The organism is Priestia megaterium NBRC 15308 = ATCC 14581, from assembly GCF_000832985.1.
GTDB lineage: Bacteria > Bacillota > Bacilli > Bacillales > Bacillaceae_H > Priestia > Priestia megaterium.
The window spans coordinates 1637251-1661681 of the sequence record NZ_CP009920.1 but is presented as its reverse complement, the minus strand read 5'-3'; the positions used below and the strand labels follow the sequence as shown (position 1 = coordinate 1661681).

Sequence of the window (24431 nt, the reverse complement as noted above, 5' to 3'; positions counted from 1 at the left end):
GTGGGAAATAATTTATTTCCAAATAGGGTGGTACCGCGATATTTTCGTCCCTTCTTTTTTAAGAAGGGGCGTTTTTTATGTTGTTCAACAAATTGTAACGAGCAATTAGATAAAGGAGAGAATATATAACATGGATATTTTACAAGATCTTGAGTTTCGAGGGCTCATTAACCAACAAACGGATGAAAAAGGTTTAAGTGAACTTTTGAGTAAAGAGTCTGTTCGTTTGTACTGTGGATTCGATCCGACAGCCGACAGCCTTCACATCGGCCACATGCTTCCTGTTTTAATTTTGCGTCGCTTTCAACAAGCTGGCCACCAACCAATTGCATTAGTTGGTGGAGGTACGGGGCTTATTGGAGATCCAAGCGGTAAAAAAGCAGAGCGTACATTAAATGAAAAAGAAACGGTTGCCATGTTTAGTGAGCGTATTAAAGGTCAGCTTTCACGCTTCTTAGATTTCGAAGAAGGTGAAAATGCAGCAGTTATTGCAAATAACTATGACTGGATTGGCTCATTAGATGTTATTACATTCCTACGAGATATCGGTAAAAACTTTGGTATTAACTATATGATGGCAAAGGATTCTGTTCAATCTCGTATCGAATCAGGCATTTCATTTACGGAATTTAGCTACATGATTTTACAATCATACGATTTCTTGAATTTATACCAAACATATAACTGTAAGCTTCAAATTGGCGGCAGCGACCAATGGGGAAATATTACAGCTGGCTTAGAATTAATTCGTAAATCAGAAGAAGATGCAAAAGCATTTGGATTAACAGTTCCGCTTGTAACAAAAGCGGACGGGACGAAGTTCGGTAAAACAGAAGGCGGAGCAATTTGGTTAGATCCTGAAAAAACAAGTCCGTATGAATTCTACCAATTCTGGATTAATACAGATGATCGTGATGTTATAAAATATTTAAAATACTTTACATTCTTATCACACGAGGAAATTAATGAATTAGCAGCTTCTGCAAAAGAAGCTCCTGAAAAACGCGAAGCACAAAAAGCACTAGCGGCAGCGATGACTACGCTTGTACACGGTGAAGAAGCTCTTGAGCAAGCAATTCGTATTTCGCAAGCTTTATTTAGCGGAAGTATTTCAGAATTAACAGCAGAAGAAATTAAGCAAGGATTCAAGGATGTTCCTTCTTACACGCATACAGGTGAAGATATTGGTTTAATTGATTTACTTGTAGAAAGTAAAATTTCTCCTTCTAAACGTCAAGCACGTGAAGATATTTCAAACGGTGCGATTTACTTAAATGGTGAGCGTGAACAAGATTTACAAAAAACAGTAGGTGCAGAAGACCGTATTGAAGGTCAATTCACAGTGATTCGTCGAGGCAAGAAAAAATATACGCTTATTCAATACGCATAAAAAAAGGCCGAAAGGCCTTTTTTTTATATAGATAGCAAAAAAGCCGCTCCATAAGGAACGGCTTTTTACTATTAACGAGAGTAGAACTCTACGATTAGTGCTTCGTTGATTTCAGCAGATAATTCAGAACGCTCTGGTAAACGAGTGAATGTACCTTCTAATTTCTCAGCGTCTACTGTTAAGTAGTCTGGTACGAAGTTGTTAACTTCAAGCGCTTCTTTCACGATTGAAAGGTTGCGAGATTTTTCGCGAACACCGATCACTTGACCAGGTTGTACACGGTAAGATGGGATGTCAACGCGTTTACCGTCAACTAAAACGTGACCGTGGTTAACTAATTGACGAGCTTGACGACGAGTGCGTGCAAGACCCATACGGTATACTAAGTTATCAAGACGAGCTTCTAAAAGAATCATGAAGTTCTCACCGTGCTTACCAGTTAATTTACCAGCAGCAACGAATAAGTTACGGAATTGACGCTCAGTTACACCATACATGTGGCGTAATTTTTGCTTTTCTTGTAATTGTAAACCGTACTCAGAAATTTTCTTACGTTGACCTGGGCCGTGTGGACCTGGAGCGTAAGGGCGTTTTTCTAATTCTTTACCTGTACCACTTAGAGAAAGACCTAAGCGACGAGAGATTTTCCAACTTGGACCTGTATAACGAGCCATGATGACTCCTCCTTGTTTGTGTTTTTATTTTATGCAAAACAAAAACAGACACATTCTAGCGATATGCTCATTTTGTTTTCATGTACCATCGCTCTAGCAGCAGAGAGTTACACGATACACCATCTTGTTAAAAGAATTGCTACTTCTGTAAAACAACCTTTTAATGAGGAACAAAATGAAAAAACATAAAGAAGATTGTATAAGCTGCAATATTTCACACAACGAGTATTATAGGTGTTTCCTCGTATAAAGTCAAGGAAGATTGAAGATTAAAAGAATGTAAAAGAAAGGATATATTCTTTTGAAGTATGAAAGGAGAAGAAAGAACATAAGAAAACGGTGGTGATGGGCTAATCAAACGTTTGTTTAATAAGCAAAAACCGCTGATTTACAGCGGTTTTTTTGCTTATTCATATTCAAAGAAAAGAAGTGAGTTCTTTGACGAATTCTTCAAGATACTGTTGATCGATTTCATCAAAGCGATTTTTGATTGGACTGTCAATATCAAGAACACCTAAAAGTTTACCGTCTTTTACCATTGGTACAACAATTTCAGATTGAGAAGCGGCATCACATGCAATGTGGCCAGGGAATGCATGAACATCTTCAATTCGCTCTGTTCTTTGATTTTGAGCTGCTGTACCGCATACGCCTTTTCCAAGTGGAATGCGAACACAAGCCGGCAGCCCCTGGAAAGGGCCGAGTACTAACTCGCCGTCTTCCATTAAATAAAAGCCTACCCAGTTTACTTCATTTAAAAATTGATTTAGTAACGCTGAAGCATTTGCTAGATTAGCAATTGTATTACTTTCTCCTTCTAATAAGGCGCGTAATTGCTTAATTACTAATTCATAATCCTTTTGTTTTGAGCCGCTGTAGTTTTCGACATTAAACAATGTATTCTCCTCCATTCAACATAAGATTTAATGAGTTTTTATCAGGAAACGTCAGTTTTAACGCTACTTTGTCGATAAAAGATTACAGGAACTAAAAAGCCTATCACGAATTATGTAGAGAGGCTACTAAAATCCTTTTTAAATACTGTAACGATTTCTACACAATTTTGCAATCATATGTGTTTTGTAAAAATAAATCGAAATGAGGTGTAGATAGATGGCTGTACAGTCAAAAACGAAAGAGAAAATTATTGATGCGGCTGTTTCTCTTTTTAACGTAAAAGGTTTTGATGGTACGTCGGTGCGCGAGATTGCAGGAAAAGCGAAAGTGAACGTAGCGAATATTTCATATTATTTTCATAGCAAAGAAGGATTGCTTGAAAGTTTAGTGATTTCTTATTTTGAAGGTTATATTGCGGTACTGGAGCAAGCATTCCAAGAAATGAAAAAGCTGTCTTCAACAGAAAGTATGATCGTGATGATTCGAGCTATCTTACATTACCAGCACGAAAATAGGCATATTGCCCGGCTCGTATATAGAGAAATCTCTCTTGACACGATTTTAATTCGAGAAGTTATGACTACGTATTTAACCAAGGAAAAGTACTACTTAAAAACAATCCTTGAAAGAGGGATGAAAGAAAAGGAATTTCGAAAGCTGCACGTTTCCTTTACAATCATTGAGCTTAAGGGCATGCTGTCTATGCCTTATCTTCATCCTCAGTACCTAAGTGAAGTTCTTCATATATTGCCTCACGAACCGTATTTTGTTCAGCAATATGCGATTGAGCTTGAGCAATGGGTCCACACTACGGTATGTTTGCCATATGAACGGACAAACAAACTGCGCGTTCAATTATCCTAAATGGAGCTCTCCATAGCCTTGGCCTAAATCCTTCGCACAGTGGGCATCTGACCCATATACGAGAGGGATTTTTTTCTGTTGGGCTGCTTTTACGACAAAGGGAGCTGGATACGCTTCCTTGCACAAAGGCTTAAACAACCCTGCACCATTATAATCCAAAGCCAGATCTTTCATTTTTATTTCATCGAGTATTGCTAAAATAATAGGTGAAAGTGTGTCTTCATATGGAAAGCGAGTTTGAAATTTATGTACGAGCGTCATATGACCAATGCGCTTAGGCTTATAAACGCCTAAATTGGCCTGTACAGAGCGTAATACGGTGTTGTAATACTTATCATATACTTTGCTTACGCTGCCAAACTTCTGTACAATATGTGCAAATACGTCAGCGCTAAAATCTAGGCAATCATATCCTTCTTCATGTTTTAAGAAGTGGACAGAAAGTATGCTGTCATCGAGATAAGGACCATATTCGTTTAAGAAATCTGTTGTTTCGTGTTCAAATCCTTCAATAAAGTCAACTTCCAATCCGATATTAATACGAATATCGGGCTCAAATTCTTTTTTAACTTGCTGTACGTTTTGAATGTAGCGATCAAGTTTGTCAGGATCCATTCCGCTGTCGCGATCAGGCGTCGGATCACTGAAGCTTTTTGGTAATGGAGCATGCTCTGTAAACGAAATCTCGCAAAAGTTCAGGGAAATCGCCTGTTCAACATATTGTTGCAATGAATCAGGTGAGCCGTGTGGGCAAAATGGAGTATGAATATGTTTGTCAACTTTCATAAAAAATGCCTCCTTTTTTCTTCTTTTTCCATTGTAACGACACAAAGTGACTCCATGCCAATATTTTGTATAAAAAAATTTAATTTTTTGCTCAAAAGTTGGACTTTACATGGTATCATAAAAACATTGACGCAAAAAAATTTAAAGGATTAAATTGACCCTTTTTATAAATAAGAAACTTGTCATGTAGAACGCACTGTAAGGGGGCTTAGTATGGAATTCATTATAGCACTAATCATACTTATTATCGGATTAGTTGTGTACGGAATGTTTTCACGTAAAAAGATTTATCAAGAAATTGATCGCCTGGAAACGATCAAAGTCGAATTAGCAAATACGCCAGTTGCAGAGGAAATTTCAAAAGTAAAAGAATTGAACATGACAGGTCAAACTGAAGAGCTATTTGAACGTTGGCGTGAGCAGTGGGATGAAATTATATCAACTAATCTCCCTAAAATTGATAAAGAACTGTTTGAAACGGAAGAAGCAGCGGATAAATACCGATTTAAAAAAGCGAAGCAGTTATCTATACATATTGATCAAGCCTTAGAACAAACCAAGATAGATATTGAAAACATACTTACTGAACTTCAAAATTTAATTGGTAGCGAACAAGATAATCGATATGATATTGAGGAATTAAATCAGCTTCACCGCCATGTGAAGAAAAAATTGCTCGCACATCGGTATTCCTATGGAAATGCTGAAAAAACGTTAGAATACGCAATTAATACGTCTAAAGAGCAGTTTAAAAAATACGAGGAAGAGACGATTAACGGAAACTATCTTCAAGCACGTGAGATTGTTCTTCAATTAAAAACTGATTTAACAGCTATTGATTCGTATTTAGAACAAATTCCAAAAGTGTTAGTTGAGTGTCAGACCACTCTTCCTGTTCAGTTCAATGAACTGCTTGACGGGTTCCACGAAATGAGTGAGCAGGGATATGTGTTAGATCATCTGCAAGTAGAAGAAACGGTAGAGCTTTTAAAACAAGAAACTGCTGAAATTATTGCAGATATTGAAGAATTATATGTGGAAGAAGCGATTACAAAACTAGATGATGTGAACGAACGCTTAGAGCAGTTATATGACTCACTTGAGCATGAGGTTTTCTCCTATCATAAAATGAACCGTGAATCTCATACGGTATCTAACTTCCTTCGTATGCTTCAAGAACGAAACCGTGAACTTCGTGAAGAAACGCTATTTGTACAGCAAAGCTATCATTTTAAAGAGCGCGATTTAGACGTATATTATAAAATGGACCGCGAACTAAAACGATTGACTAACTTGTACTATAATATTTCGGACAAGGTGGCGGAGCACAATTTAGCCTACAGTGTGATCCAAGAAGAACTCGAAGACGTTTCCAAACAGCTTAACCAATTAAAAGAATCTCAGGAATCCTATAGCGATATGCTACAAGCTCTTCGCAAAGATGAGCTCTCAGCTAAGGACAAAATAGAAGAACTGAAATCTCAGTTGATTGAAGCACGACGCCTTATTCAAAAAAGCAACCTTCCTGGTGTTCCTGAAGAATATAAAGTGCAGCTTGAAAAAACGGTTCATATCTTAAATGAAGTAACCGCTAAGCTGAAAGAAAAACCGCTTAATATTCAAGCTGTTCAATCTTTACTTGAAGATGCTGTTGGTTTTGTTCAGGATACATTTGATGAAACAGAGGCAATGTTAGAAGAAGCGCGACTCGTTGAAAGAGTGATTCAATACGGTAACCGCTATAGAAGTACTCATCACTCAATTGCACAGTCTTTAGAAGAAGCAGAAGAAGCATTTCGTCATTATGAATACAAAGAAGCATTAAAACAGGCATCTGCAGCTATTGAGCAAGTAGATCCCGGTGCGCTGGATCGTATACAGCGTATTGTATCTTCACAGAGTTAAAAAGCTCGTGTCCTTTGGACACGAGCTTTTTTATGATGCTTTTCTTTGCATACTATCTCGTATCTCTTTCAATGCTAATGGTATAGTCTATAAATACGGCAGCAACTGTTAGGATAAGCAAGGGGAGACCTTGCTTATAAAGTGGCAAATAGCTTTGAAAAGATCGTCTATCCTTGTTATGATTACTAAGGCAAAACCTAATTTAAAAAAGTATTAAGGTATGTTATGATAATACGTTGTTCCGAAAAAATGAAGAAGGGGGCGCGCATCCTTGATTTATTTAGATAATAGCGCTACAACAAAACCCTATAACGAAGTCATACAATCTTTTATCAAAGTAGCTACAACTTATTATGGCAATCCATCCTCCCTCCATCAGTTTGGCGTACAGGCGGAGAATTTGTTGAGCCGTTCGCGTGAGCAAGTAGCAGAATTGCTGCACGTATCGTCAAATGAAATTATCTTTACATCTGGAGGAACGGAAGGAAATAATTTGGCTATTAAAGGCGTAGCGATGCAATATAAAAGCCGAGGTCAGCATATTATTACGACAAATATTGAACATGATTCTGTTCATGAACCATTCAAGCAGTTAGAAGTCCTAGGATTTAACGTTACGTATGTTCCGGTAGATTCCAGTGGTTTTGTATCACCTGCGGCTATTGAATCAGCTATTACGGATGAAACCATTTTAGTATCTGTTATGCATGTAAATAATGAGATTGGCACCATTCAGCCAATTGAAGAAATTGGACAGATGCTGACGAACTATTCCAAGGTGCTTTTTCACGTCGATCATGTGCAGGGGATTGGAAAAGTTCCGCTTTCTTTAGCGGATCATAAAATTGATTTATGCACATTATCAGGGCACAAAATTCACGGCTTAAAAGGGACGGGAATTTTATATAAACGAAATGGAGTTCAGCTTCATCCGCTGCTTAGCGGAGGCTCTCAGGAAATGCAGAATCGATCAGGCACGGAAAATGTGCCGGGAATCGTAGCATTTGCTAAAGCACTTCGTTTAACACTTGAACATGCTGCTCAAAATCAGCAAAAAATGCGGGAAATAAAAGCAGAACTGATGGACAAACTTTCTGCTCACGAAAGAATCACGGTTAATACGCCGAATGAGCATTCGGCACCTCATATTATAAATTTTACAGCACAAGGTATTAAAGGTGAGGTTTTTGTTCACGCTCTTGAAGAAAAAGGAGTGTTTGTATCCACTACATCTGCTTGCTCATCAAAGCGAAAAAAGCCAAGCAAAACGCTTTTAGCTATCGGTAAAAATTACGAAGAAGCCGATCAATCCATTCGATTAAGCTTGTCAGGCTTAAATGATTATAATGAAGTAACGCCCATTGTAAATGCTATTTTCACAGTAATTGAAGATCTAAAGAAAGTAATGAGGTAAATGATTATGATATATAACCATATTTTAATTCGGTACGGAGAAATCTCAACCAAAGGACAAAATAGAAAAAAATTTGTTGCCCAGCTAAGAAAAAATATCGTAACGGCTCTTAGTGCATTCCAAAATATTCACGTAAAATACACAAGAGACCGCATGTATATTCACTTAAACGGTGAAAATCACGAGCCTATCATCGAACGTCTTCAGCAAATCTTTGGTATTCAAAGCTTTAGTTTAGCATTAAAAGTTGAAAATGAGCTTGAAGCGATTCAAGAAGCAGCGTTAGAAGCAATGAAAGAATTTGATATAGAAGGAAAAACATTCAAAGTATCTACTCGGAGAGCGTATAAACAATTTCCTCTTGATACAAACGAATTAAATTATGCAGTAGGAAGTCATATTCTACGAAATACAGAGCATCTAAAGGTAAACGTAAAAGAACCAAGCGTAAATGTACGAGTAGAAGTGAGAAGTGAAGCAACGTATATTACATGTTTTGATTATCGCGGAGCAGGAGGTCTTCCAGTTGGTACGAGTGGAAAAGCGATGCTGATGCTTTCTGGAGGAATTGACAGCCCGGTTGCAGGATACTTAGCCATGAAGCGTGGTTTAGAAATAGAAGCGGTTCATTTTTACAGTCCGCCTTTTACAAGTGAACGTTCTAAGCAAAAGGTCATCGATTTAACGCAAAAATTAACGGCTTATCACGAAAAAGTAAAGCTTCACATTGTACCGTTTACAGCTGTACAGCAAGCGATTCAAAAGCAAATTCCAGAGAATTATACCATGACCTCTACACGCCGTATGATGCTTCGAATCACGGACCTTATTCGTGAAAAAAATGAATCGTTAGCTATCGTAACTGGCGACAGCTTAGGGCAAGTAGCTAGTCAAACGGTTGAGAGCATGTATGCGATTAATGAAGTGACTAATACGCCAATTTTGCGTCCGCTTGTAACAATGGATAAAACGGAGATTGTTGAAATTGCCCGCAAAATTGATACACATGAAATTTCGAATCGACCGTATGAAGACTGCTGTACAATTTTTACGCCAAGCTCACCAAAAACGAAGCCAAAGCGTGAAAAAATAAATCGATACGAACAATTTTATGATTTTGAAACATTAATTCAAGAAGCGGTAAATAATGTAGAAACGCTTGAGATGACAGCTTCTTCGGCTACAAATACCGCAGACAGCGTAGAAGATTTATTTTAAAAGTTAAATTTCATAAAATTACCAAAAAAATAATGTATGATGCCATGTGTTTTGACACAATCTATATTCAACAAGGAGGTGAAAACACATGGCAAACACAAACAAATTAGTAGCTCCTGGTTCAGCAGCTGCTATCGACCAAATGAAATACGAAATCGCTTCTGAATTCGGTGTAAATCTTGGACCAGAAGCAACAGCTCGCGCTAACGGATCTGTTGGTGGAGAAATCACTAAACGCTTAGTTCAAATGGCTGAGCAACAACTTGGTGGTAAATAAGTCATATTAACTAAATAATGATGGCTAAAAAGAGTGGGGGAAACCTCACTCTTTTGTCTTGTTTGTTTTGTCACGTATAATAGAGACAAGATCAAGCTTTATAAAGTAAAGGAGATGTTGGCGATGGGGACTTTATTTTACGGAGGCAAAATATATACGATGCTAAAAGAAGATGAGCATGTAGAAAGCGTATATATTGAAAAAGGATTCATTGAAGATATAGGCGCAGAAGAAGATCTAAGAATCAAATGGGGTGCTGAGATTGACAATGAAGTACACCTCAAGGGATATCCAATGTATCCGGGCTTTGTAGATAGCCATCTTCACTTAATTGGTCATGGTGAAAAGCTCATTAGGCTTGATTTGTCTCAAGCTACTTCTAAGGAAGACGTGCTGATGCGCGTTCGGCAAAAAGTAGAGAGTACACCAAAAGGAGAATGGGTAATTGGAGAAGGTTGGGATGAAAATCAGTGGGAAGATTCCTCTTTGATTCACTATCAAGATCTTGATCAACTTTCAACAGAACATCCTATTATGTTGAAGCGAGTCTGTCGTCACGGATTAGTAGTAAACGGGACTGCTCTTAAAAAAGCCGGGATTACAGCTGAAACACGCGACCCGGAAGGAGGTATTATCCAGAGGGATGAAGCGGGAAATCCTACTGGTTTTTTGGCTGATCAAGCGCAAGAATTAGTAACGGCTCATATTCCTCAAGTAACGGAAGCATACATTCGACAAGCTCTTTCAGTAGCTATTAAAGATTGTGTTCAGTACGGATTGACGGGTGGACATACGGAAGATTTAAATTATTATGGAGGCTTTTTGCGTACATATCAAGCATTTCAAGACGTTATTCATAAAGAAAAGCAGCTGTTTCGTGCTCATTTACTTGTTCATCATGAAGCTGTAGATGATATGTATACATACGTTGAAGAAAAGAAAGACACATCCGCTTTTATTGAAATAGGGCCAATGAAGATTTTTGCTGATGGTTCGCTCGGCAGTCAATCTGCTCTTTTAAGCTTTCCATACAAAAGCGACCCTTCTACAAGAGGTGTAGCTATTCAATCACTCGATGAATTAAAACAGCTAGTGAGAAAAGCGAGGGAATTGAATATGACCGTTGCAATTCATGCGATTGGTGATTTAGCGTTTCAATATGTAGTAGAAAGCATCGAACAATATCCTCCTCAAACAGGGCAAAGAGATCGTATTATTCATGCGCAAATCCTACGAAAAGATTTAGTTGATCGTGTAAAAAAGCTCCCGGTTGTGCTGGATATCCAGCCTCGGTTTTTAGCCAGTGATTTTCCATGGGTTATTGAAAAAATTGGAGAAGAGCATTTGGACTATTGCTATGCGTGGAAAACGTTATTGGACGAGGGCGTTATGTGTGCAGGCGGATCGGATGCGCCTATTGAACCTATCAATCCCATGTTAACGATTCATGCAGCAGTTTCTAGAAAAACTTCTCCGAACAGCTCGGTCGTTTACATACCTTCTGAGCGACTCACTGTATTTGAAGCTGTTCAGCTGTTTACATTAGGAAGCGCGCAGGCCATTCATCAAGAGCATAAAAAAGGATATATTCAAAAAGACTATGTAGCTGATTTTACCGTATTAGAAAGAGATCTGTTTGAGATACCTGCAGATGATATTCCAGGGGTACAGGTGCAGATGACTGCTATTAATGGAGAAATTGTATATCAAAAATAAAAAGCGCCCAAGGGCGCTTTTTATTATAGAAACGTACGCTTAACTCTTTGCCAGAAAGAGTTATCTTTCAGCTTAACCGTTTTAATTTGACGGTCGCTTAAACGAATTTGAACTTGATCAACTTGACGTGCATTTAATGCTTCGTTATCTATTCCAATAATTGGACTGTGATTGTTGTCATTGGATAGTTTTAAAGTGAGCGTATGCTCAGCGCTTAGAATGAATGAAGATCCTAATGTACGATAGTTATTATTATTTAACGATGCCAATTCGCTGACTTGCATACAAGGAATTAACGGATCAACTACGGCTCCACTTACCGATTTATTATAAGCCGTACTGCCTGTTGGTGTTGAAATAATCATCCCATCCCCACGGAATGTTTCAAAGTGATTTTCATTAATAAAAACATCTAGACTGAGTGTTTTTATAACTCCTGATCGAATCGAACATTCATTTAAGCAATAAAAAGAAGTTCCTTGATCAATTTGAGTTTGTAAAACGGGAAATCGACGTACTTCTATATTTTCTGTCGTAATAGCTTCAATCATTTTATCCGTTTCATCGATATGAAAATCGCAGTAAAAGCTTAGTTGATCTGAAGTTGTGACACCAGCATATAAGCAGTCATCTCGAAAGCCAGATTGACGGACAGCCTGTAAGAAAGCTCCGTCACCGCCAATACTTACAATGATGTTAGCGCTGTCGAAATGATCTACTACTTGAAAGTCATATTGTTTTGCAAGTTCAATAAGTGGACTTACGAGCGCCTTTGTTTCCTGGTTTTTTGGATGAAAGAAATAAACGTTGCGACGATTTGGCATAGATAGTTCCCCCTTGTTTGTCTGATATGTAAAATATTAGCGATAAAGTAAACTTTTTAAAAAAAGTTTGTTACAATAATTATAGCATTATTGCTTTAAGAATTAAAAGAATAATCTTTTAATTCTGACACCTAAAAAGGAGGATTTTCATGAGTAAAAAAAGGTGGATTGCTCTTTTAATTGCGGCCTGCTTATTCATTTTTTCTGCGATTGTTAATATTGGTTTTTCAGTCAAAGAAGAAAAAGATGACGGTCTGGCAGGCATCTTTGGAGGAGACGACAGCGAACTATCAGAAACAGTTATTGAAAAAGGGAATGCAGCTAAGAAAATTGCAGTGCTAGAGGTCAATGGAACGATTCAAGATACAGGAAGCGGTTCCTCTCCGCTTATGTCCCAAAATGGTTATAACCACCAAGCATTTTTAAAGCAGCTAGAGGCTGCAAAAAATGATAAGACAGTTAAAGGAGTCATTATTAAGGTGAATTCACCGGGCGGCGGCGTCGTTGAAAGTGCTGAAATACATAAAAAAATTGAAGAGCTGAAGAAAGAAACGAAAAAGCCAGTGTATATTTCAATGGGATCAATGGCTGCTTCAGGAGGCTATTACATTTCAACAGCGGCTAACAAAATCTATGCAATCCCGGACACTTTAACAGGTTCACTAGGTGTAATTATGCAAAGCGTTAACTACGGCAAGCTGGCTGATAAACTAGGAGTAGAATCTGTCGTGATTAAAAGCGGAGCTCATAAAGATATTATGTCTCCAACAAGAGAAATGACCGGAGAAGAAAAAGAAATTATGCAAACACTTGTAGACAACTCGTACGATGGTTTTGTCAATGTTATCTCTGAGGGACGTCACTTGTCTAAAGAAAAAGTGCGTTCTCTCGCAGATGGACGAGTGTACGATGGACGTCAGGCTAAAGAGCTGAAGCTGGTCGATCAACTAGGCTATTTTGAAGATGCGGTAACAGGAATGGAGAAAGATTATAAGTTAAAAGGTGCACAAGTAATTCAATACAATCAAGGATTCGGACTGCCTTCTTGGCTTTCAATGAGCATGCAAAAAGTAATAGGTGGAGATGAACAAGTTACTGCAATGTTAAAAACATTTGCGCAGCCAAGCTCTCCGCGTCTGATGTATTTATATGCAGAATAGAGGTGGGAACATGGAAAATCAGTCTCATTCAACCGAATCAAACGACAATATAAAACATGAGCCAGCGGTAAGTACGCCAATAGGTAGTGACTTCCATTATGCAGGCTTTTGGATGCGCTTTTGGGCATATCTTTTAGATCTAGCTGTGGTAGCTAGCTTGAACTCTCTGCTGATCAAGCCTATTTTCCATTTAGCAGGTATTTCTCGAGGAGATGGATTTTTTTCTCCCTATACGATTGTAACGGTTATTATCTTTTATGGTTATTTTGTTTTAATGACCAAGTATTTTGGACAAACGCTTGGAAAGATGGTGTTTGGGCTTAAAGTAGTATCGCTGAAAGACTCCACTTTAACTTGGCCTGTTGTGCTGTTTCGTGAAGGAGTTGGACGCTATATTTCTAAAACAGTTTTTTTACTTGGCTATTTATTAGTTGCGTTTTTACCTAAGAAGCAAGGAGCACACGATTACTACGCAGATACAACTGTCATACATGAAGGTACAATCAGCAGATAATCAAAAGAGGCTAGAATAAAAGGATTTTAGACGAAGTGAAAAACGAACCATTGATCAAGACTTTTGATTAGTGGTTCGTTTTTTTTATGGTAAACGCAGGTTTTATTAGTTTAGATTCTTCTAGCTGCTGAGTGGAGGGCAAGGCGAAGACTCCTGCAGGAAAAGCGGAGCAGGTGAGGCCCCACAGGAGTGTATGCGACGAGGAGGCTCAGCGCCCGTCCGCGGAAAGCGAAGTTTTGCACGGAAATCAACTGCTGTGTCACAAGCGGTTCAGCTCATGTATCCCATTTGTTCGTCCTGAGATTGGATTCATTTCGTTATATCTCAACTTCTTTTTATTGTTTCCATAAGGTTTAATATTCTGTGTTTTGGAGATAATGTGAAGCTAAGAAGGAGTGAAGGATGTGCTATGGCTTTTATGGATATTGCTAGCACTTTTAATTGTTATTATACTTATTATATGGACAAAAATCACGCTGTTTGTAGATCTTCACCATGTCCGAGATAACGATTATTATAGAGTGAGACTCAGGGCTTGGTTTGGTCTTATTCGCTATACATATGAAATTCCGGTAGTGAAAGTGAAAAAAGATTCTCCTCGTTTGCTTGTGGAAAAGAAGAAAGGAATGGGTGATCAAGGAAAAGAAGACGAGAATTCATGGAGTGATTATTCTGTAGAAGACGGGCTAAGCATGTTAGAAAATGCGAAGCAATTCCTTGAACAGGTAGTCGGTTTTCATAAAATTTTTCGTCGTTTCTTACAGAAAGTGACGGTAAGTGATATTAGATGGCACAGCCGTTTCGGCTTAGGTGACGCTGCGTTAACAGGCATCCTTACCGGGGCTGTGTGGTCTGCAAAGGGGGGCATAGTTGTTATAATCAGCCGTTATATGAAATTAAAAGATATGCCTGTCATGAGCGTTACTCCTGTATTTCAACATCTTTGGTCAGAAACGGTATTTGAGTGCATAATTTCTTTTCGAGTTGGTCAAGCTATTCTAGTAGGTTTACGGACCTTGAGATACTGGCGGCATACGTCCAAAAAGCGTCGCAAAAGATGGAAGTCGTCAAATAAGAACAAGACACACTCTGTGAAAACATAAGGAGGTTATCTTAATGGCAGAACATCCAATTAAAAGTTTAATGTCGACAGCTATGGAAAATTTAAAGGAAATGATTGATGTTAATACAATCATTGGTGATCCTGTAGAAACACCTGATGGCAGTGTTATTTTAACTGTCTCAAAAGTAGGGTTTGGTTTTGCAGCGGGCGGAAGCGAGTTTGGAGTAGAAGGACATGCACCATCTTCTCCAGGACAGCATCAGCAAGAATCAAGTCATCCGTTTGGCGGAGGAAGCGGTGGCGGTGTATCAATTACGCCCATCGCCTTTTTAATTGTGAGTGGAAGCGGAATTAAAATGCTTCACCTTAACGAAAGTACACATTTATATGAAAAGATTCTAGATACAGCACCTCAAGCAATTGAACGCGTGCAGCAAATGTTCAAGCGGAACAATCATCAGCAGGATCAGCACAATCAACAAAATCAGCATCATGACAGTTCAAATGATTTTAATTTGTAGAAATAATATAAAGCTTTGCCTGCTTCTTTAAATCGTAAAAGAAGCAGGCAAAGTCTTTTTTTATTGCGCTTATTTTTTAGGATACAGCTCCATGTTTTGTATGTCATTTAATTGCAATATAGAGACAGACAAGCTAATATGAACAGTGTACATACTTATTTAAAGGAGGAATTATTCGTGACTAAATTTAAAGGTAACGATGTAACATTATTAGGAAATCAAGTGAAGGTTGGAGACAAGGCGCCAAACTTTACGGTTTTAGCAAATGATTTATCAGAAGTAACGCTTGACAGCACAAAGGGTTCTGTTCGCCTAATCAGTGTAGTTCCTTCTATTGATACTGGAGTTTGTGATGCGCAAACTCGCCGCTTCAACGAAGAAGCAGCTAAATTAGATAACGTAAAAGTATTAACAGTAAGCGTAGATTTACCTTTTGCTCAAAAGCGCTGGTGCGGTGCTAATGGCATTGATAATGTTCAAACTTTATCTGACCACCGCGACTTATCTTTCGGAGAAGCATATGGTGTAGCTATTCAAGAATTACGCTTATTAGCTCGTTCAATCTTTGTAGTAGACTCAAATGACAACGTAACGTATGTTGAGTACTTACCAGAAGTAACTGAGCATCCGAACTACGAAGCGGCAATCGAAGCAGCTAAAACAGCTAAGTAAGATTGTCAGTGGCGTTCGGCAGAAGGCGGAAAACAATGTTTTTCGCCTTCTTTGTGTTTTAAGAAGTTTTTATGATAAAATATGATGTTCCAAATAGGACGTTTACTCATTTATATAGATATTATTTCATTACACAGGAGGCAGAATATGAGTCAGTTAGCTAGTATGGAAAAGCTATTTGGTGTAATTGATCAAACAGCTATTATTTTAAGAAAAGAACTAAACTGCGTATATTTAGAAGCAGTAGCTGAAACGGGAGAAAATTTGTTTCAAGGAACTATTTTACAAGAAGAGCTAGATGAGGTAACTAAAAAACGTTTAAAAAAAGAATACGATTCAATCACGCTTGATCATTTTGAAAAAGAAACGATTCGAAAAGCGTATCAGCTAGCTATTTTAAAAGGCATGAAAGAAGCAGTTCAGCCTAACCACCAAATGACGCCTGATGCTGTAGGACTATTTGTCAGCTATCTAGTTGGAAAGTTCATGGCAGGAAAAGATAAATATACGCTTTTAGATCCCGCAGTAGGAGCAGGGAACTTATTAACAACCATTTTAAACACACACGCTGCGTCAATTGAACACGTATACGGTGTAGACGTGGATGATTTATTACTTCAATTAACATATGTAAATGCAAATTTACAGAAGCACGGCGTTCAATTATTCAATCAAGACAGCTTACAGCCGCTTTTTATTGATCCTGTTGATTTAGTTGTCTGTGACCTTCCGGTTGGTTATTATCCAAACGACGAAGGGGTAAAAGAGTATAAGGTAAGAGCTGAAGAAGGTCACACCTATGCTCATCACTTATTTATTGAACAAAGCTTGCGTCATGTAAAAGATGGAGGATACGTAGTAGCCCTTATTCCAAATAACTTGTTTGAATCTGAACAGTCTCATTTATTACAGCCGTTGCTAAAAGAGGAAGCAATCGTGCAAGGGATTATTCAGCTGCCACTTTCAATGTTCAAACAAGAGCAGGCTGCTAAAAGTATTATGGTTCTTCAAAAGCAGGGAGAAGGAGTAACAGCACCTGAGAACGCGCTGCTTGTGAATTTGCCGAAGTTCAGTAATCGGGAAGCAATGAGTGATATTATGGCTCAAATGGACCAATGGTTCCGAGTGAATAAAAAGTAAGTCTTTTTCGAAAATAATGAATATTTTCCGGTAGCGTTTTCATGGTGTATAGCTCTTGAAATCTATTGTCGTGAATGATTAAATGAATAAGGATAGAAATCGTGTCGAAATGCATAGAATATTGTAGAGATTACACTTTTATGTTCTGTTCGTTATGTTTATGATGCACGTATAATAAAGAAGGAGCTGTTTTTTTATGTCAAAAATCATGGCAATCAACGCCGGCAGTTCTTCACTTAAGTTTCAATTATTTGAAATGCCAAGTGAGACGGTATTAACAAAAGGTTTAGTAGAACGAATTGGTTTAGATAACGCTGTTTTCACGATCTCGGTAAATGGTGAAAAACAAACGGATATTACAGAAATCCCTGACCATGCTGTTGCAGTTAAAATTTTAGTTGAAAAGTTACTTTCTCAAAACATCATTCAATCATACGATGAAATCACTGGTGTAGGTCACCGTGTAGTACACGGCGGAGAGAAATTTGCTGATTCTGTTTTAATCACAGATGAAACACTAGCGGAAATTGAAGCTTTATCTGATTTAGCACCGCTTCACAACCCAGCAAACATTGTGGGAATTAAAGCGTTCCAAGATATTCTTCCAAATGTTCCAGCTGTAGCAGTTTTCGATACAGCATTCCATCAAACAATGCCAGAAAAATCATTCTTGTACAGCTTACCGTACGAGTACTATGAAAAGTATGGCGTTCGTAAATACGGTTTCCACGGCACATCTCATAAATATGTTTCTGAGCGTGCAGCTGAGCTTCTTGGCCGTCCGATCGAACAATTGCGCTTAATTTCTTGTCACTTAGGTAACGGTGCAAGTATCGCTGCAATTGAAGGCGGCAAGTCAATTGATACATCAATGGGCTTCACGCCATTAGCTGGTGTAGCAATGGGAACTCGTTCAGGTAACATTGACCCTGCATTAATTCCATTTATTATGGAGAAAACAGGAAAAACTGCTGACGAAGTATTAAATGTATTAAATAAAGAAAGTGGTCTTTTAGGTGTATCTGGTATTTCTAGTGACCTACGCGATCTAATCAAAGCAAGCGCTGAAGGCAATGAACGCGCTGAAACAGCACTTGAAGTATTTGCTAGCCGTATTCATAAATATATCGGTTCTTATGCTGCTCGTATGTCTGGTGTAGATGCAATCATCTTCACAGCAGGTATTGGAGAAAACAGTGATGTTGTACGTGCTCGCGTTCTTCGCGGTTTAGAGTTCATGGGCGTTTATTGGGATCCAGCTTTAAATAGTGTACAAGGAGAAGAAGCATTTATTAGCTACCCTCATTCTCCAGTTAAAGTTATGGTTATTCCTACAGACGAAGAAGTTATGATTGCACGTGACGTTACTCGTTTAGCGAATATTTAAGTTCATAAAGTGCCTCTTCAATGCATGAATTCTCATAAATTGTCAGGCGAACTAACGAAAAGCTGATTTCCTTGTTAGGAAATCAGCTTTTTTATATAGCGTAAGTAGCTGACGATTGAAAGAAGGTTTACAACGTATAGAAGAAAGAAATAATATAGGAAGCAAAATGTAACGGATGCATTATTTGTTATAATAAAAATAAAACTACTTATTTCTTGAAAGGGTGACATGATGATACTAACGAATCGCGAAGAACAGCTTTTAGAAGAAATCTATAAATGGGAAGAGAGCTTACAGAGTGTAGAAGCAACTGAGATGGAGTTATTGTACGAAGAGTGGTTAGAAAAAGGGCTTAACTTAATTCCAGCTTCTGTTCGTGAGACCTATTTACATAAAATTGATGAAGGACTCTTTCAGTTAACCGCATTAATTCAAGGTACGGAAATGCAAACTCAAGCGACAAAACGAATTATTGAAACCGCTCGTGTATTCAAAGAGGATATCACAGAGCTGTCAGAAATGAATTCCCTTCAAGTAGATCAGCTTTCTTATATATGCGAACAGCAAATGGCCAAGCTTCGGTTGTATGCGCTGAGTCAAGGAGCACTTTCAGGAACGGGACAATCGCTGCTAGTCGGTATTGATATACCTGCTGTTTTATGCATGAATATTCAAGCGGTGCAACAGGCAGCAATGAGCTACGGCTATCATATCCAGACTCCTTCAGAGCTTATGCTAACGCTAAAAGTGTTCCATGCAGCAACGTTACCTAGACACCTTCAGGCTGAGGGGTGGCATCAATTAAAGGGTGAGTTAAGCCAAGAATTTGACCCGTATTTTTATGAAGGTGTTGATCAAATTGTAGATAAAACGTGGCTGCAAAAAATCGTTGTACAAATTGGGAAAACGCTAGCTATATTTGCTGCGAAGCGAAAAGTTTATAATCGTTTGCCAATTGTGAGTATGATGGTTGGCGGAGGGATGAATTATCGAATGGCCAAACAAGTGACAGATTATGCGAAGCGCTTTTACCAATACCGCTATTTGCTGGATAAGAAAAACGAGTCTCATTAATTTTTCATGAGACTCGTTTTTTTGTCTATCCGTGAACTTCTTTTGATATTTCCTCATTTGTTCGATACCAAATCCACAAATCATTAATAATAGAAGCAAGTTCTCCTATCTCGCTATTTAATTCACAGGAGCGGATAAAATTAGTCTCATCTTCTAACGCCGCTTGTTTTTGATTAATACTCTTTTCTAAAGATTGAATTTTGTCTGGAATCTGCCCCCGAATGGATTCCCATGTTAGGAGGATATCCTGCTGAACTTTTTCAGAATAGAATGTCCATTCTCTTTCGAGAGCAGGAATTTTTATACCGAGTCTGTTGTCATAAGTAAAAAAGTGCTCCATTTTTTCACCTCTTCCCTTCCATTTTATACAATGACAAAAGCCAAAGCTACTGTAAGTGAAAAATGAATCATTTATACTTGATTTATGCATATAAATATACACAGTATGTAAGAAAGGCATATTCATTCATGTCTATTTTTACAGTATTTTAAGAGATTTTACCCTATTAAATTAAAATAAATGTGAATTTATATACTTTTTTTTGAATAACTATTGAAAATAGATTAAAAAGTTGTTAAAGTAATAGTAGATTAAATGAATAAAAATTAAAACGGTTGTATTAATATATATATAATTTGTAGGAGGAATAGATAATGAGTAATCCAAAAGTTGTTTTAGCATATTCCGGAGGTTTAGATACATCAGTTGCAATTAAATGGTTACAGGAAAAAGGGTACGATGTGGTAGCTTGCTGTTTAGATGTAGGCGAAGGAAAAGATTTAAAATTCGTTAAAGAAAAAGCATTAACAGTTGGAGCAGTATCATCATATGTGATTGATGCAAAAGAAGAATATGCCAATACATTTGCGTTAGCAGCACTTCAAGCACACACATTATATGAAGGAAAATATCCATTAGTATCTGCACTATCTAGACCGCTAATCGCTAAAAAGCTTGTAGAAGTAGCAGAGCAAGAAAATGCAGTAGCTGTCGCACATGGATGTACGGGAAAAGGAAATGACCAAGTGCGTTTCGAAGTATCAATTAAAGCATTAAATCCACACTTAGAAGTTTTAGCTCCTGTTCGTGATTGGAAATGGTCTCGTGAAGAAGAAATCGAGTATGCAAAAGAAAAGAATATTCCAATTCCAATTAACTTAGACAGCCCATTTTCAATTGACCAAAACTTGTGGGGAAGAAGTAACGAGTGTGGCGTTCTTGAAGATCCTTGGGCAGCTCCACCTGAAGAAGCATATGACCTAACGGCTTCTCTTGAAAACACTCCGGACACAGCGGATGTAGTAGAAATTGAATTCGTTGAAGGTGTTCCAGTATCATTAAATGGTCAATCTTACACGCTAGCTCAGTTAATTCTAGAATTGAATGAAATTGCAGGTAAGCACGGAGTCGGACGTATTGATCATGTAGAAAACCGTCTTGTGGGAATTAAATCACGTGAAGTGTATGAGTGTCCAGCTGCTATGACATTAATTAAAGCACACAAAGAGCTTGAAGATTTAACATTAGTGAAAGAAGTAGCGCACTTTAAACCAGTGATTGAAAAAAAATTAACAGAAGTTATCTATGAAGGTTTATGGTTCTCTCCATTAACAAATTCACTGCTTGCATTCTTAAAAGATACACAGCAATATGTGAACGGAACAGTGAGAGTAAAACTATTTAAAGGGCATGCTATCGTAGAGGGACGTAAATCTCCTAATTCTTTATACAATGAAAAACTTGCAACATATACAAAAGAAGATGAATTTGATCACAATGCAGCAGTTGGTTTCATCTCATTATGGGGACTTCCAACACAAGTGAGCAGCATGGTAAATCAAAAGAAGGTGACAACGGTATGACCAAACTTTGGGGAGGGCGTTTTACGAAACGCCCTGAACAATGGATTGACGAGTTCGGTGCGTCGATTTCATTTGATCAGCATCTTGTAGAAGAAGATATTGAAGGCAGTTTAGCACATGTAACAATGCTTGAGAAATGCAGTATTCTTTCTGGAGATGAAGCGTCACAAATTAAAAAAGGCCTTCAAACACTGCTTGAAAAAGCTAAGAAGAAAGAATTAACATTTTCTGCTCAATATGAAGATATTCATTTGAATTTAGAAAAGTTATTAATTGATGAAATTGGTCCGGTTGGAGGGAAGCTTCATACGGGTCGAAGCCGTAATGATCAAGTTGCTACAGATATGCACTTATATTTAAAAAAGCATGTTCAGCAAATTGTAGGTCTGATTGAAAATCTAGAAGATGTATTGCTTACAAAAGCAGATCAGCATGTTGAAACCATTTTTCCAGGCTACACACATTTGCAGCGCGCGCAGCCGGTTTCTTTTGCTCATCATTTAATGGCTTATGTTTCAATGTTCAAGCGCGATGCTGAACGTTATGCAGAATCGCTGAAGCGTATTGATTTATCTCCTTTGGGAGCAGGAGCTTTAGCTGGTACAACATTCCCAATTGATCGTCACTATAGCGCTGAGCTTCTAGGCTTTAATGGGATTTATCAAAACAGTATGGATGCTGTCAGCGATCGTGACTTTATTTTAGAGTTTTTAAGCAACAGTTCTATTTTAATGATGCATTTATCTCGTTTTTGTGAAGAGTTAATTTTATGGTCTAGTCAAGAATTTCAATTTATTGAAATGGATGATACGTACGCAACGGGCAGCAGTATTATGCCTCAAAAGAAAAATCCTGATATGGCGGAGTTAATTCGTGGTAAAACAGGACGAGTATATGGTCATTTATTTAGCCTATTGACTGTGTTAAAAGGCACGCCTTTAACATACAACAAAGACTTGCAAGAAGATAAAGAAGGCATGTTCGATACGGTTACAACGATTGAAGGATGTTTGACCATTTTTGCTGGCATGATCGAAACAATGACAGTAAAAACAAATGTTATGGAAAAAGCTACGAAACAAGATTTTTCAAATGCAACGGAGTTAGCTGACTATCTTGCTTCAAAAGGTATGCCGTTTCGTGAAGCACATGAAGTGGTTGGGAAACTGGTTCTCGTTTGTATTCAGAAAAATATCTACCTAATGGATTTGCCGCTTGAACAATATAAGGAAGCGTCAGATTTATTCGAGGAAGACATCTATCATGTATTAAGTCCAAAAACAGCTGTTAATCGCCGCAATAGCGCGGGAGGAACAGGATTTGAACAAGTAAAAAAAGCAATTCAGCTAGCTAAAGATGAATTGCATGAAAAAACATCGATATAAAAAAGTTATCAAAACGTCCGCAGAAAAATCTGCGGGCGTTTTTTGATGTGAGATAAATGGTATAACTAGAGCATTTAAGAAGAAAATAGAAAAGATCAAGTAAGGGATTATGAAGTAAAGTTTACATTCGTAAAGAAAATAAAGTGAAAAAGGAGAAGTGACATATGAAAGACAAAAAACATCCGCAGCATGTATATGAATATGATTTTGAAGGAGAAAAAGAGACATCAAGACAGCTAATGGATTCTTATTCAAGCGGCGTCATTGGCGATGCTATGGCTTCTGTAGTGGAAAATCCAGAAGCAAAGAGTGATAACGAACTATATGAATAACTAGATGCATATACTGTATATAGACTAAGAAAAGCAGGATTATGCTGAGCTCTATCGAAAGGTAACGTCATAGTAAATCCGGTTTTCTAAAGGATTTGGTGTGGCGTTCTTTTTTTAGTTAATCACTGATATAAGAAAAGAGGGATAAAGGTGAAAATTGGAGTGCCGAAAGAAGTAAAAAACAATGAAAATCGCGTGGCTATTACTCCAGCTGGTGTTACAGCTTTAGTTAACGGTGGGCATGATGTATATATTGAAACACAGGCAGGAGAAGGCTCTGGATTCCATGATGAAGATTACACAAATGCAGGAGCTTCTATCGTAAATACTGCAAAAGAAGCATGGGATGCTGAAATGGTTATGAAAGTAAAAGAACCGATTTCAGAAGAATACGGATATTTTCGTGAAGGACTTATTTTGTTTACCTATTTACATTTGGCAGCTGAAGAAGCATTAACGAAAGCATTGATTGATAAAAAGGTGATAGGCATCGCTTATGAAACTGTACAGCTTCCAAACAAAAGCTTGCCTCTGTTAACTCCGATGAGCGAAGTTGCAGGAAGAATGTCTTCTCAGATTGGAGCTCAATTTTTGGAGAAAACCAAAGGTGGCAAAGGGATTTTATTAAGTGGAGTTCCAGGCGTGCAAAGAGGAAAAGTAACAATTATTGGAGGAGGAGTAGCAGGAACCAACGCTGCTAAAATTGCGGTCGGATTAGGGGCTGATGTTACAATAATTGATTTAAACGCTGATCGCCTTCGCCAGCTTGATGATTTATTTGGTAAAGAAGTGACGACATTAATGTCAAATCACTACAATATTGCACAATCTGTAAAAGAGTCAGATTTAGTGATAGGAGCGGTTCTCATACCAGGAGCTAAAGCGCCCAAGCTTGTCACCGAGGAAATGGTTCAAACGATGTCAAAAGGGTCCGTTGTAGTTGATATTGCTATTGATCAAGGGGGGATTTTTGAAACAACTGATCGCATTACCACTCACGATAACCCGACTTATTCGAAGCATGAGGTCTTGCATTATGCTGTTGCTAATATGCCTGGAGCTGTTCCACGTACGTCGACCTTAGCGCTGACCAACGTAACGGTTCCTTATGCTCTGCAAATAGCAAATCAGGGATATAAAAAAGCGTGCTTAAAAAACCCTTCCCTTCTTCAAGGCATCAACACCTTAAATGGGTTTGTCACTTACGCGGCTGTTGCAGATGCACACGGTCTCACTTACGCTGATGCAACAACTTTATTAGAGCAAGCATAATAAGGCATGTTTTTGCGCAGTTTGTGATATGATAGCCGCGTATTCACTTGTTTTGTAACCAAAACAGACGGGTAGAATATAGA

At 38.0% G+C, this 24431-nt stretch carries 24 protein-coding genes and 1 other annotated feature (1 of these 25 running past the window's edge); of the genes, 19 read left to right on the top strand and 5 right to left on the bottom strand.

Features of this window, described 5'->3' with window-relative positions:
* Nucleotides 1–55: a binding site (T-box leader), on the top strand; it begins 156 nt to the left of the window's first position.
* Nucleotides 56–130: 75 nt separating this feature from the next.
* Nucleotides 131–1390 carry a tyrosine--tRNA ligase gene (tyrS, locus tag BG04_RS09100; RefSeq protein WP_013085222.1) on the top strand — a complete coding sequence of 420 codons (1260 nt, stop codon included), beginning with the start codon at nt 131–133 and terminating at the stop codon, nt 1388–1390.
* A 71-nt stretch (nt 1391–1461) separates the two neighbouring features.
* Here tyrS and rpsD read toward each other — a convergent pair whose 3' ends face one another.
* Together rpsD and BG04_RS09090 are read right to left on the bottom strand one after the other, a co-directional pair.
* Entirely contained in the window at nt 1462–2064 is a 603-nt protein-coding gene (gene rpsD / locus BG04_RS09095; protein WP_013059485.1) for a 30S ribosomal protein S4, read from the bottom strand.
* Between the two features lie 416 nt (nt 2065–2480).
* Nucleotides 2481–2960 (bottom strand): GAF domain-containing protein, encoded by a 480-nt coding sequence (locus BG04_RS09090; protein ID WP_013085220.1) that lies wholly within the window; start codon nt 2958–2960, stop codon nt 2481–2483.
* Between the two features lie 217 nt (nt 2961–3177).
* On the opposite strand from BG04_RS09090, the gene refZ reads away from it, so the two are divergent.
* The gene (gene refZ / locus BG04_RS09085) at nt 3178–3825 is read left to right on the top strand and encodes a forespore capture DNA-binding protein RefZ (protein WP_013085219.1); all 648 of its coding nucleotides are present in this window, start codon (nt 3178–3180) and stop codon (nt 3823–3825) included.
* On the opposite strand, the gene hisJ is transcribed toward refZ, so the two are convergent.
* Entirely contained in the window at nt 3817–4611 is a 795-nt protein-coding gene (gene hisJ, locus BG04_RS09080) for a histidinol-phosphatase HisJ (protein ID WP_013085218.1), read from the bottom strand. The two genes, refZ and hisJ, sit on opposite strands and share 9 nt — an antisense overlap.
* A gap of 213 nt (nt 4612–4824) precedes the next feature.
* On the opposite strand from hisJ, the gene ezrA reads away from it, so the two are divergent.
* The 5 genes from ezrA to BG04_RS09055 all read left to right on the top strand — a co-directional run bounded on the left by ezrA (nt 4825) and on the right by BG04_RS09055 (nt 11141).
* Entirely contained in the window at nt 4825–6516 is a 1692-nt protein-coding gene (gene ezrA / locus BG04_RS09075) for a septation ring formation regulator EzrA (RefSeq protein WP_016765733.1), read from the top strand.
* Between the two features lie 271 nt (nt 6517–6787).
* On the top strand, nt 6788–7930 hold the full coding sequence (locus BG04_RS09070) for a cysteine desulfurase family protein (protein WP_034648637.1): 1143 nt from the start codon (nt 6788–6790) through the stop codon (nt 7928–7930).
* Between the two features lie 6 nt (nt 7931–7936).
* Nucleotides 7937–9148: a tRNA uracil 4-sulfurtransferase ThiI gene (gene thiI, locus BG04_RS09065; protein ID WP_013059478.1), complete on the top strand. Its 1212-nt coding sequence runs from the start codon at nt 7937–7939 to the stop codon at nt 9146–9148.
* Between the two features lie 88 nt (nt 9149–9236).
* On the top strand, nt 9237–9425 hold the full coding sequence (locus BG04_RS09060; protein ID WP_013059477.1) for an alpha/beta-type small acid-soluble spore protein: 189 nt from the start codon (nt 9237–9239) through the stop codon (nt 9423–9425).
* A 123-nt stretch (nt 9426–9548) separates the two neighbouring features.
* Nucleotides 9549–11141 carry an amidohydrolase gene (locus BG04_RS09055; RefSeq protein ID WP_034648638.1) on the top strand — a complete coding sequence of 531 codons (1593 nt, stop codon included), beginning with the start codon at nt 9549–9551 and terminating at the stop codon, nt 11139–11141.
* Between the two features lie 23 nt (nt 11142–11164).
* Here the strand turns inward: BG04_RS09055 and BG04_RS09050 are convergent, their stop codons facing one another.
* Entirely contained in the window at nt 11165–11965 is an 801-nt protein-coding gene (locus BG04_RS09050; protein ID WP_013059475.1) for an NAD kinase, read from the bottom strand.
* Between the two features lie 149 nt (nt 11966–12114).
* Here BG04_RS09050 and sppA point away from each other — a divergent pair, with 149 nt between their 5' ends.
* From sppA to BG04_RS09010, 8 genes are all read left to right on the top strand, one after another.
* Nucleotides 12115–13125 (top strand): signal peptide peptidase SppA, encoded by a 1011-nt coding sequence (gene sppA, locus BG04_RS09045; RefSeq protein WP_034648639.1) that lies wholly within the window; start codon nt 12115–12117, stop codon nt 13123–13125.
* A gap of 10 nt (nt 13126–13135) precedes the next feature.
* On the top strand, nt 13136–13639 hold the full coding sequence (locus tag BG04_RS09040; RefSeq protein WP_016765727.1) for an RDD family protein: 504 nt from the start codon (nt 13136–13138) through the stop codon (nt 13637–13639).
* A gap of 404 nt (nt 13640–14043) precedes the next feature.
* Nucleotides 14044–14742 carry a DUF2953 domain-containing protein gene (locus tag BG04_RS09035; RefSeq protein WP_034648640.1) on the top strand — a complete coding sequence of 233 codons (699 nt, stop codon included), beginning with the start codon at nt 14044–14046 and terminating at the stop codon, nt 14740–14742.
* Nucleotides 14743–14755: 13 nt separating this feature from the next.
* Complete coding sequence (gene ytfJ, locus BG04_RS09030; RefSeq protein WP_016765725.1) at nt 14756–15223, top strand: GerW family sporulation protein; 468 nt, start codon at nt 14756–14758, stop codon at nt 15221–15223.
* Nucleotides 15224–15400: 177 nt separating this feature from the next.
* Nucleotides 15401–15895, top strand: coding sequence for a thiol peroxidase (gene tpx, locus BG04_RS09025; RefSeq protein WP_013059470.1), 495 nt, complete (start codon nt 15401–15403; stop codon nt 15893–15895).
* Nucleotides 15896–16042: 147 nt separating this feature from the next.
* The gene (locus BG04_RS09020) at nt 16043–17035 is read left to right on the top strand and encodes a class I SAM-dependent methyltransferase (protein WP_013085210.1); all 993 of its coding nucleotides are present in this window, start codon (nt 16043–16045) and stop codon (nt 17033–17035) included.
* A 196-nt stretch (nt 17036–17231) separates the two neighbouring features.
* Nucleotides 17232–18422, top strand: coding sequence for an acetate kinase (locus BG04_RS09015; RefSeq protein ID WP_013059468.1), 1191 nt, complete (start codon nt 17232–17234; stop codon nt 18420–18422).
* 228 nt (nt 18423–18650) lie between these two features.
* Nucleotides 18651–19496: an EcsC family protein gene (locus tag BG04_RS09010; protein WP_234943467.1), complete on the top strand. Its 846-nt coding sequence runs from the start codon at nt 18651–18653 to the stop codon at nt 19494–19496.
* Between the two features lie 25 nt (nt 19497–19521).
* Here the strand turns inward: BG04_RS09010 and BG04_RS09005 are convergent, their stop codons facing one another.
* Nucleotides 19522–19836 carry a hypothetical protein gene (locus tag BG04_RS09005; protein ID WP_034648645.1) on the bottom strand — a complete coding sequence of 105 codons (315 nt, stop codon included), beginning with the start codon at nt 19834–19836 and terminating at the stop codon, nt 19522–19524.
* 314 nt (nt 19837–20150) lie between these two features.
* Between BG04_RS09005 and BG04_RS09000 the strand changes: the two genes are divergently transcribed.
* The 4 genes from BG04_RS09000 (at nt 20151) to ald (ending at nt 24348) form a co-directional block, all read left to right on the top strand.
* Nucleotides 20151–21359 (top strand): argininosuccinate synthase, encoded by a 1209-nt coding sequence (locus BG04_RS09000; RefSeq protein WP_013059465.1) that lies wholly within the window; start codon nt 20151–20153, stop codon nt 21357–21359.
* Complete coding sequence (argH, locus tag BG04_RS08995) at nt 21356–22744, top strand: argininosuccinate lyase (protein WP_013059464.1); 1389 nt, start codon at nt 21356–21358, stop codon at nt 22742–22744. Before BG04_RS09000 ends, argH begins: the two co-directional genes overlap by 4 nt.
* A gap of 164 nt (nt 22745–22908) precedes the next feature.
* Nucleotides 22909–23076, top strand: a complete 168-nt coding sequence (locus BG04_RS30945; protein ID WP_165573745.1) for a hypothetical protein — start codon at nt 22909–22911, stop codon at nt 23074–23076.
* 150 nt (nt 23077–23226) lie between these two features.
* Nucleotides 23227–24348 carry an alanine dehydrogenase gene (gene ald / locus BG04_RS08990; protein WP_016765722.1) on the top strand — a complete coding sequence of 374 codons (1122 nt, stop codon included), beginning with the start codon at nt 23227–23229 and terminating at the stop codon, nt 24346–24348.
* The last annotated feature ends 83 nt before the right edge of the window (nt 24349–24431 follow it).

Bases quoted from the DNA above. Each gene is read 5' to 3' on its own strand.
- tyrS (WP_013085222.1), top strand. From the start codon at position 131: ATGGATATTTTACAAGATCTTGAGTTTCGAGGGCTCATTAACCAACAA.
- rpsD (WP_013059485.1), bottom strand. From the start codon at position 2,064: ATGGCTCGTTATACAGGTCCAAGTTGGAAAATCTCTCGTCGCTTAGGT.
- refZ (WP_013085219.1), top strand. From the start codon at position 3,178: ATGGCTGTACAGTCAAAAACGAAAGAGAAAATTATTGATGCGGCTGTT.
- hisJ (WP_013085218.1), bottom strand. From the start codon at position 4,611: ATGAAAGTTGACAAACATATTCATACTCCATTTTGCCCACACGGCTCA.
- ezrA (WP_016765733.1), top strand. From the start codon at position 4,825: ATGGAATTCATTATAGCACTAATCATACTTATTATCGGATTAGTTGTG.
- thiI (WP_013059478.1), top strand. From the start codon at position 7,937: ATGATATATAACCATATTTTAATTCGGTACGGAGAAATCTCAACCAAA.
- BG04_RS09060 (WP_013059477.1), top strand. From the start codon at position 9,237: ATGGCAAACACAAACAAATTAGTAGCTCCTGGTTCAGCAGCTGCTATC.
- BG04_RS09055 (WP_034648638.1), top strand. From the start codon at position 9,549: ATGGGGACTTTATTTTACGGAGGCAAAATATATACGATGCTAAAAGAA.
- BG04_RS09050 (WP_013059475.1), bottom strand. From the start codon at position 11,965: ATGCCAAATCGTCGCAACGTTTATTTCTTTCATCCAAAAAACCAGGAA.
- sppA (WP_034648639.1), top strand. From the start codon at position 12,115: ATGAGTAAAAAAAGGTGGATTGCTCTTTTAATTGCGGCCTGCTTATTC.
- BG04_RS09040 (WP_016765727.1), top strand. From the start codon at position 13,136: ATGGAAAATCAGTCTCATTCAACCGAATCAAACGACAATATAAAACAT.
- ytfJ (WP_016765725.1), top strand. From the start codon at position 14,756: ATGGCAGAACATCCAATTAAAAGTTTAATGTCGACAGCTATGGAAAAT.
- BG04_RS09020 (WP_013085210.1), top strand. From the start codon at position 16,043: ATGAGTCAGTTAGCTAGTATGGAAAAGCTATTTGGTGTAATTGATCAA.
- BG04_RS09015 (WP_013059468.1), top strand. From the start codon at position 17,232: ATGTCAAAAATCATGGCAATCAACGCCGGCAGTTCTTCACTTAAGTTT.
- BG04_RS09010 (WP_234943467.1), top strand. From the start codon at position 18,651: ATGATGATACTAACGAATCGCGAAGAACAGCTTTTAGAAGAAATCTAT.
- BG04_RS09005 (WP_034648645.1), bottom strand. From the start codon at position 19,836: ATGGAGCACTTTTTTACTTATGACAACAGACTCGGTATAAAAATTCCT.
- BG04_RS09000 (WP_013059465.1), top strand. From the start codon at position 20,151: ATGAGTAATCCAAAAGTTGTTTTAGCATATTCCGGAGGTTTAGATACA.
- argH (WP_013059464.1), top strand. From the start codon at position 21,356: ATGACCAAACTTTGGGGAGGGCGTTTTACGAAACGCCCTGAACAATGG.
- BG04_RS30945 (WP_165573745.1), top strand. From the start codon at position 22,909: ATGAAAGACAAAAAACATCCGCAGCATGTATATGAATATGATTTTGAA.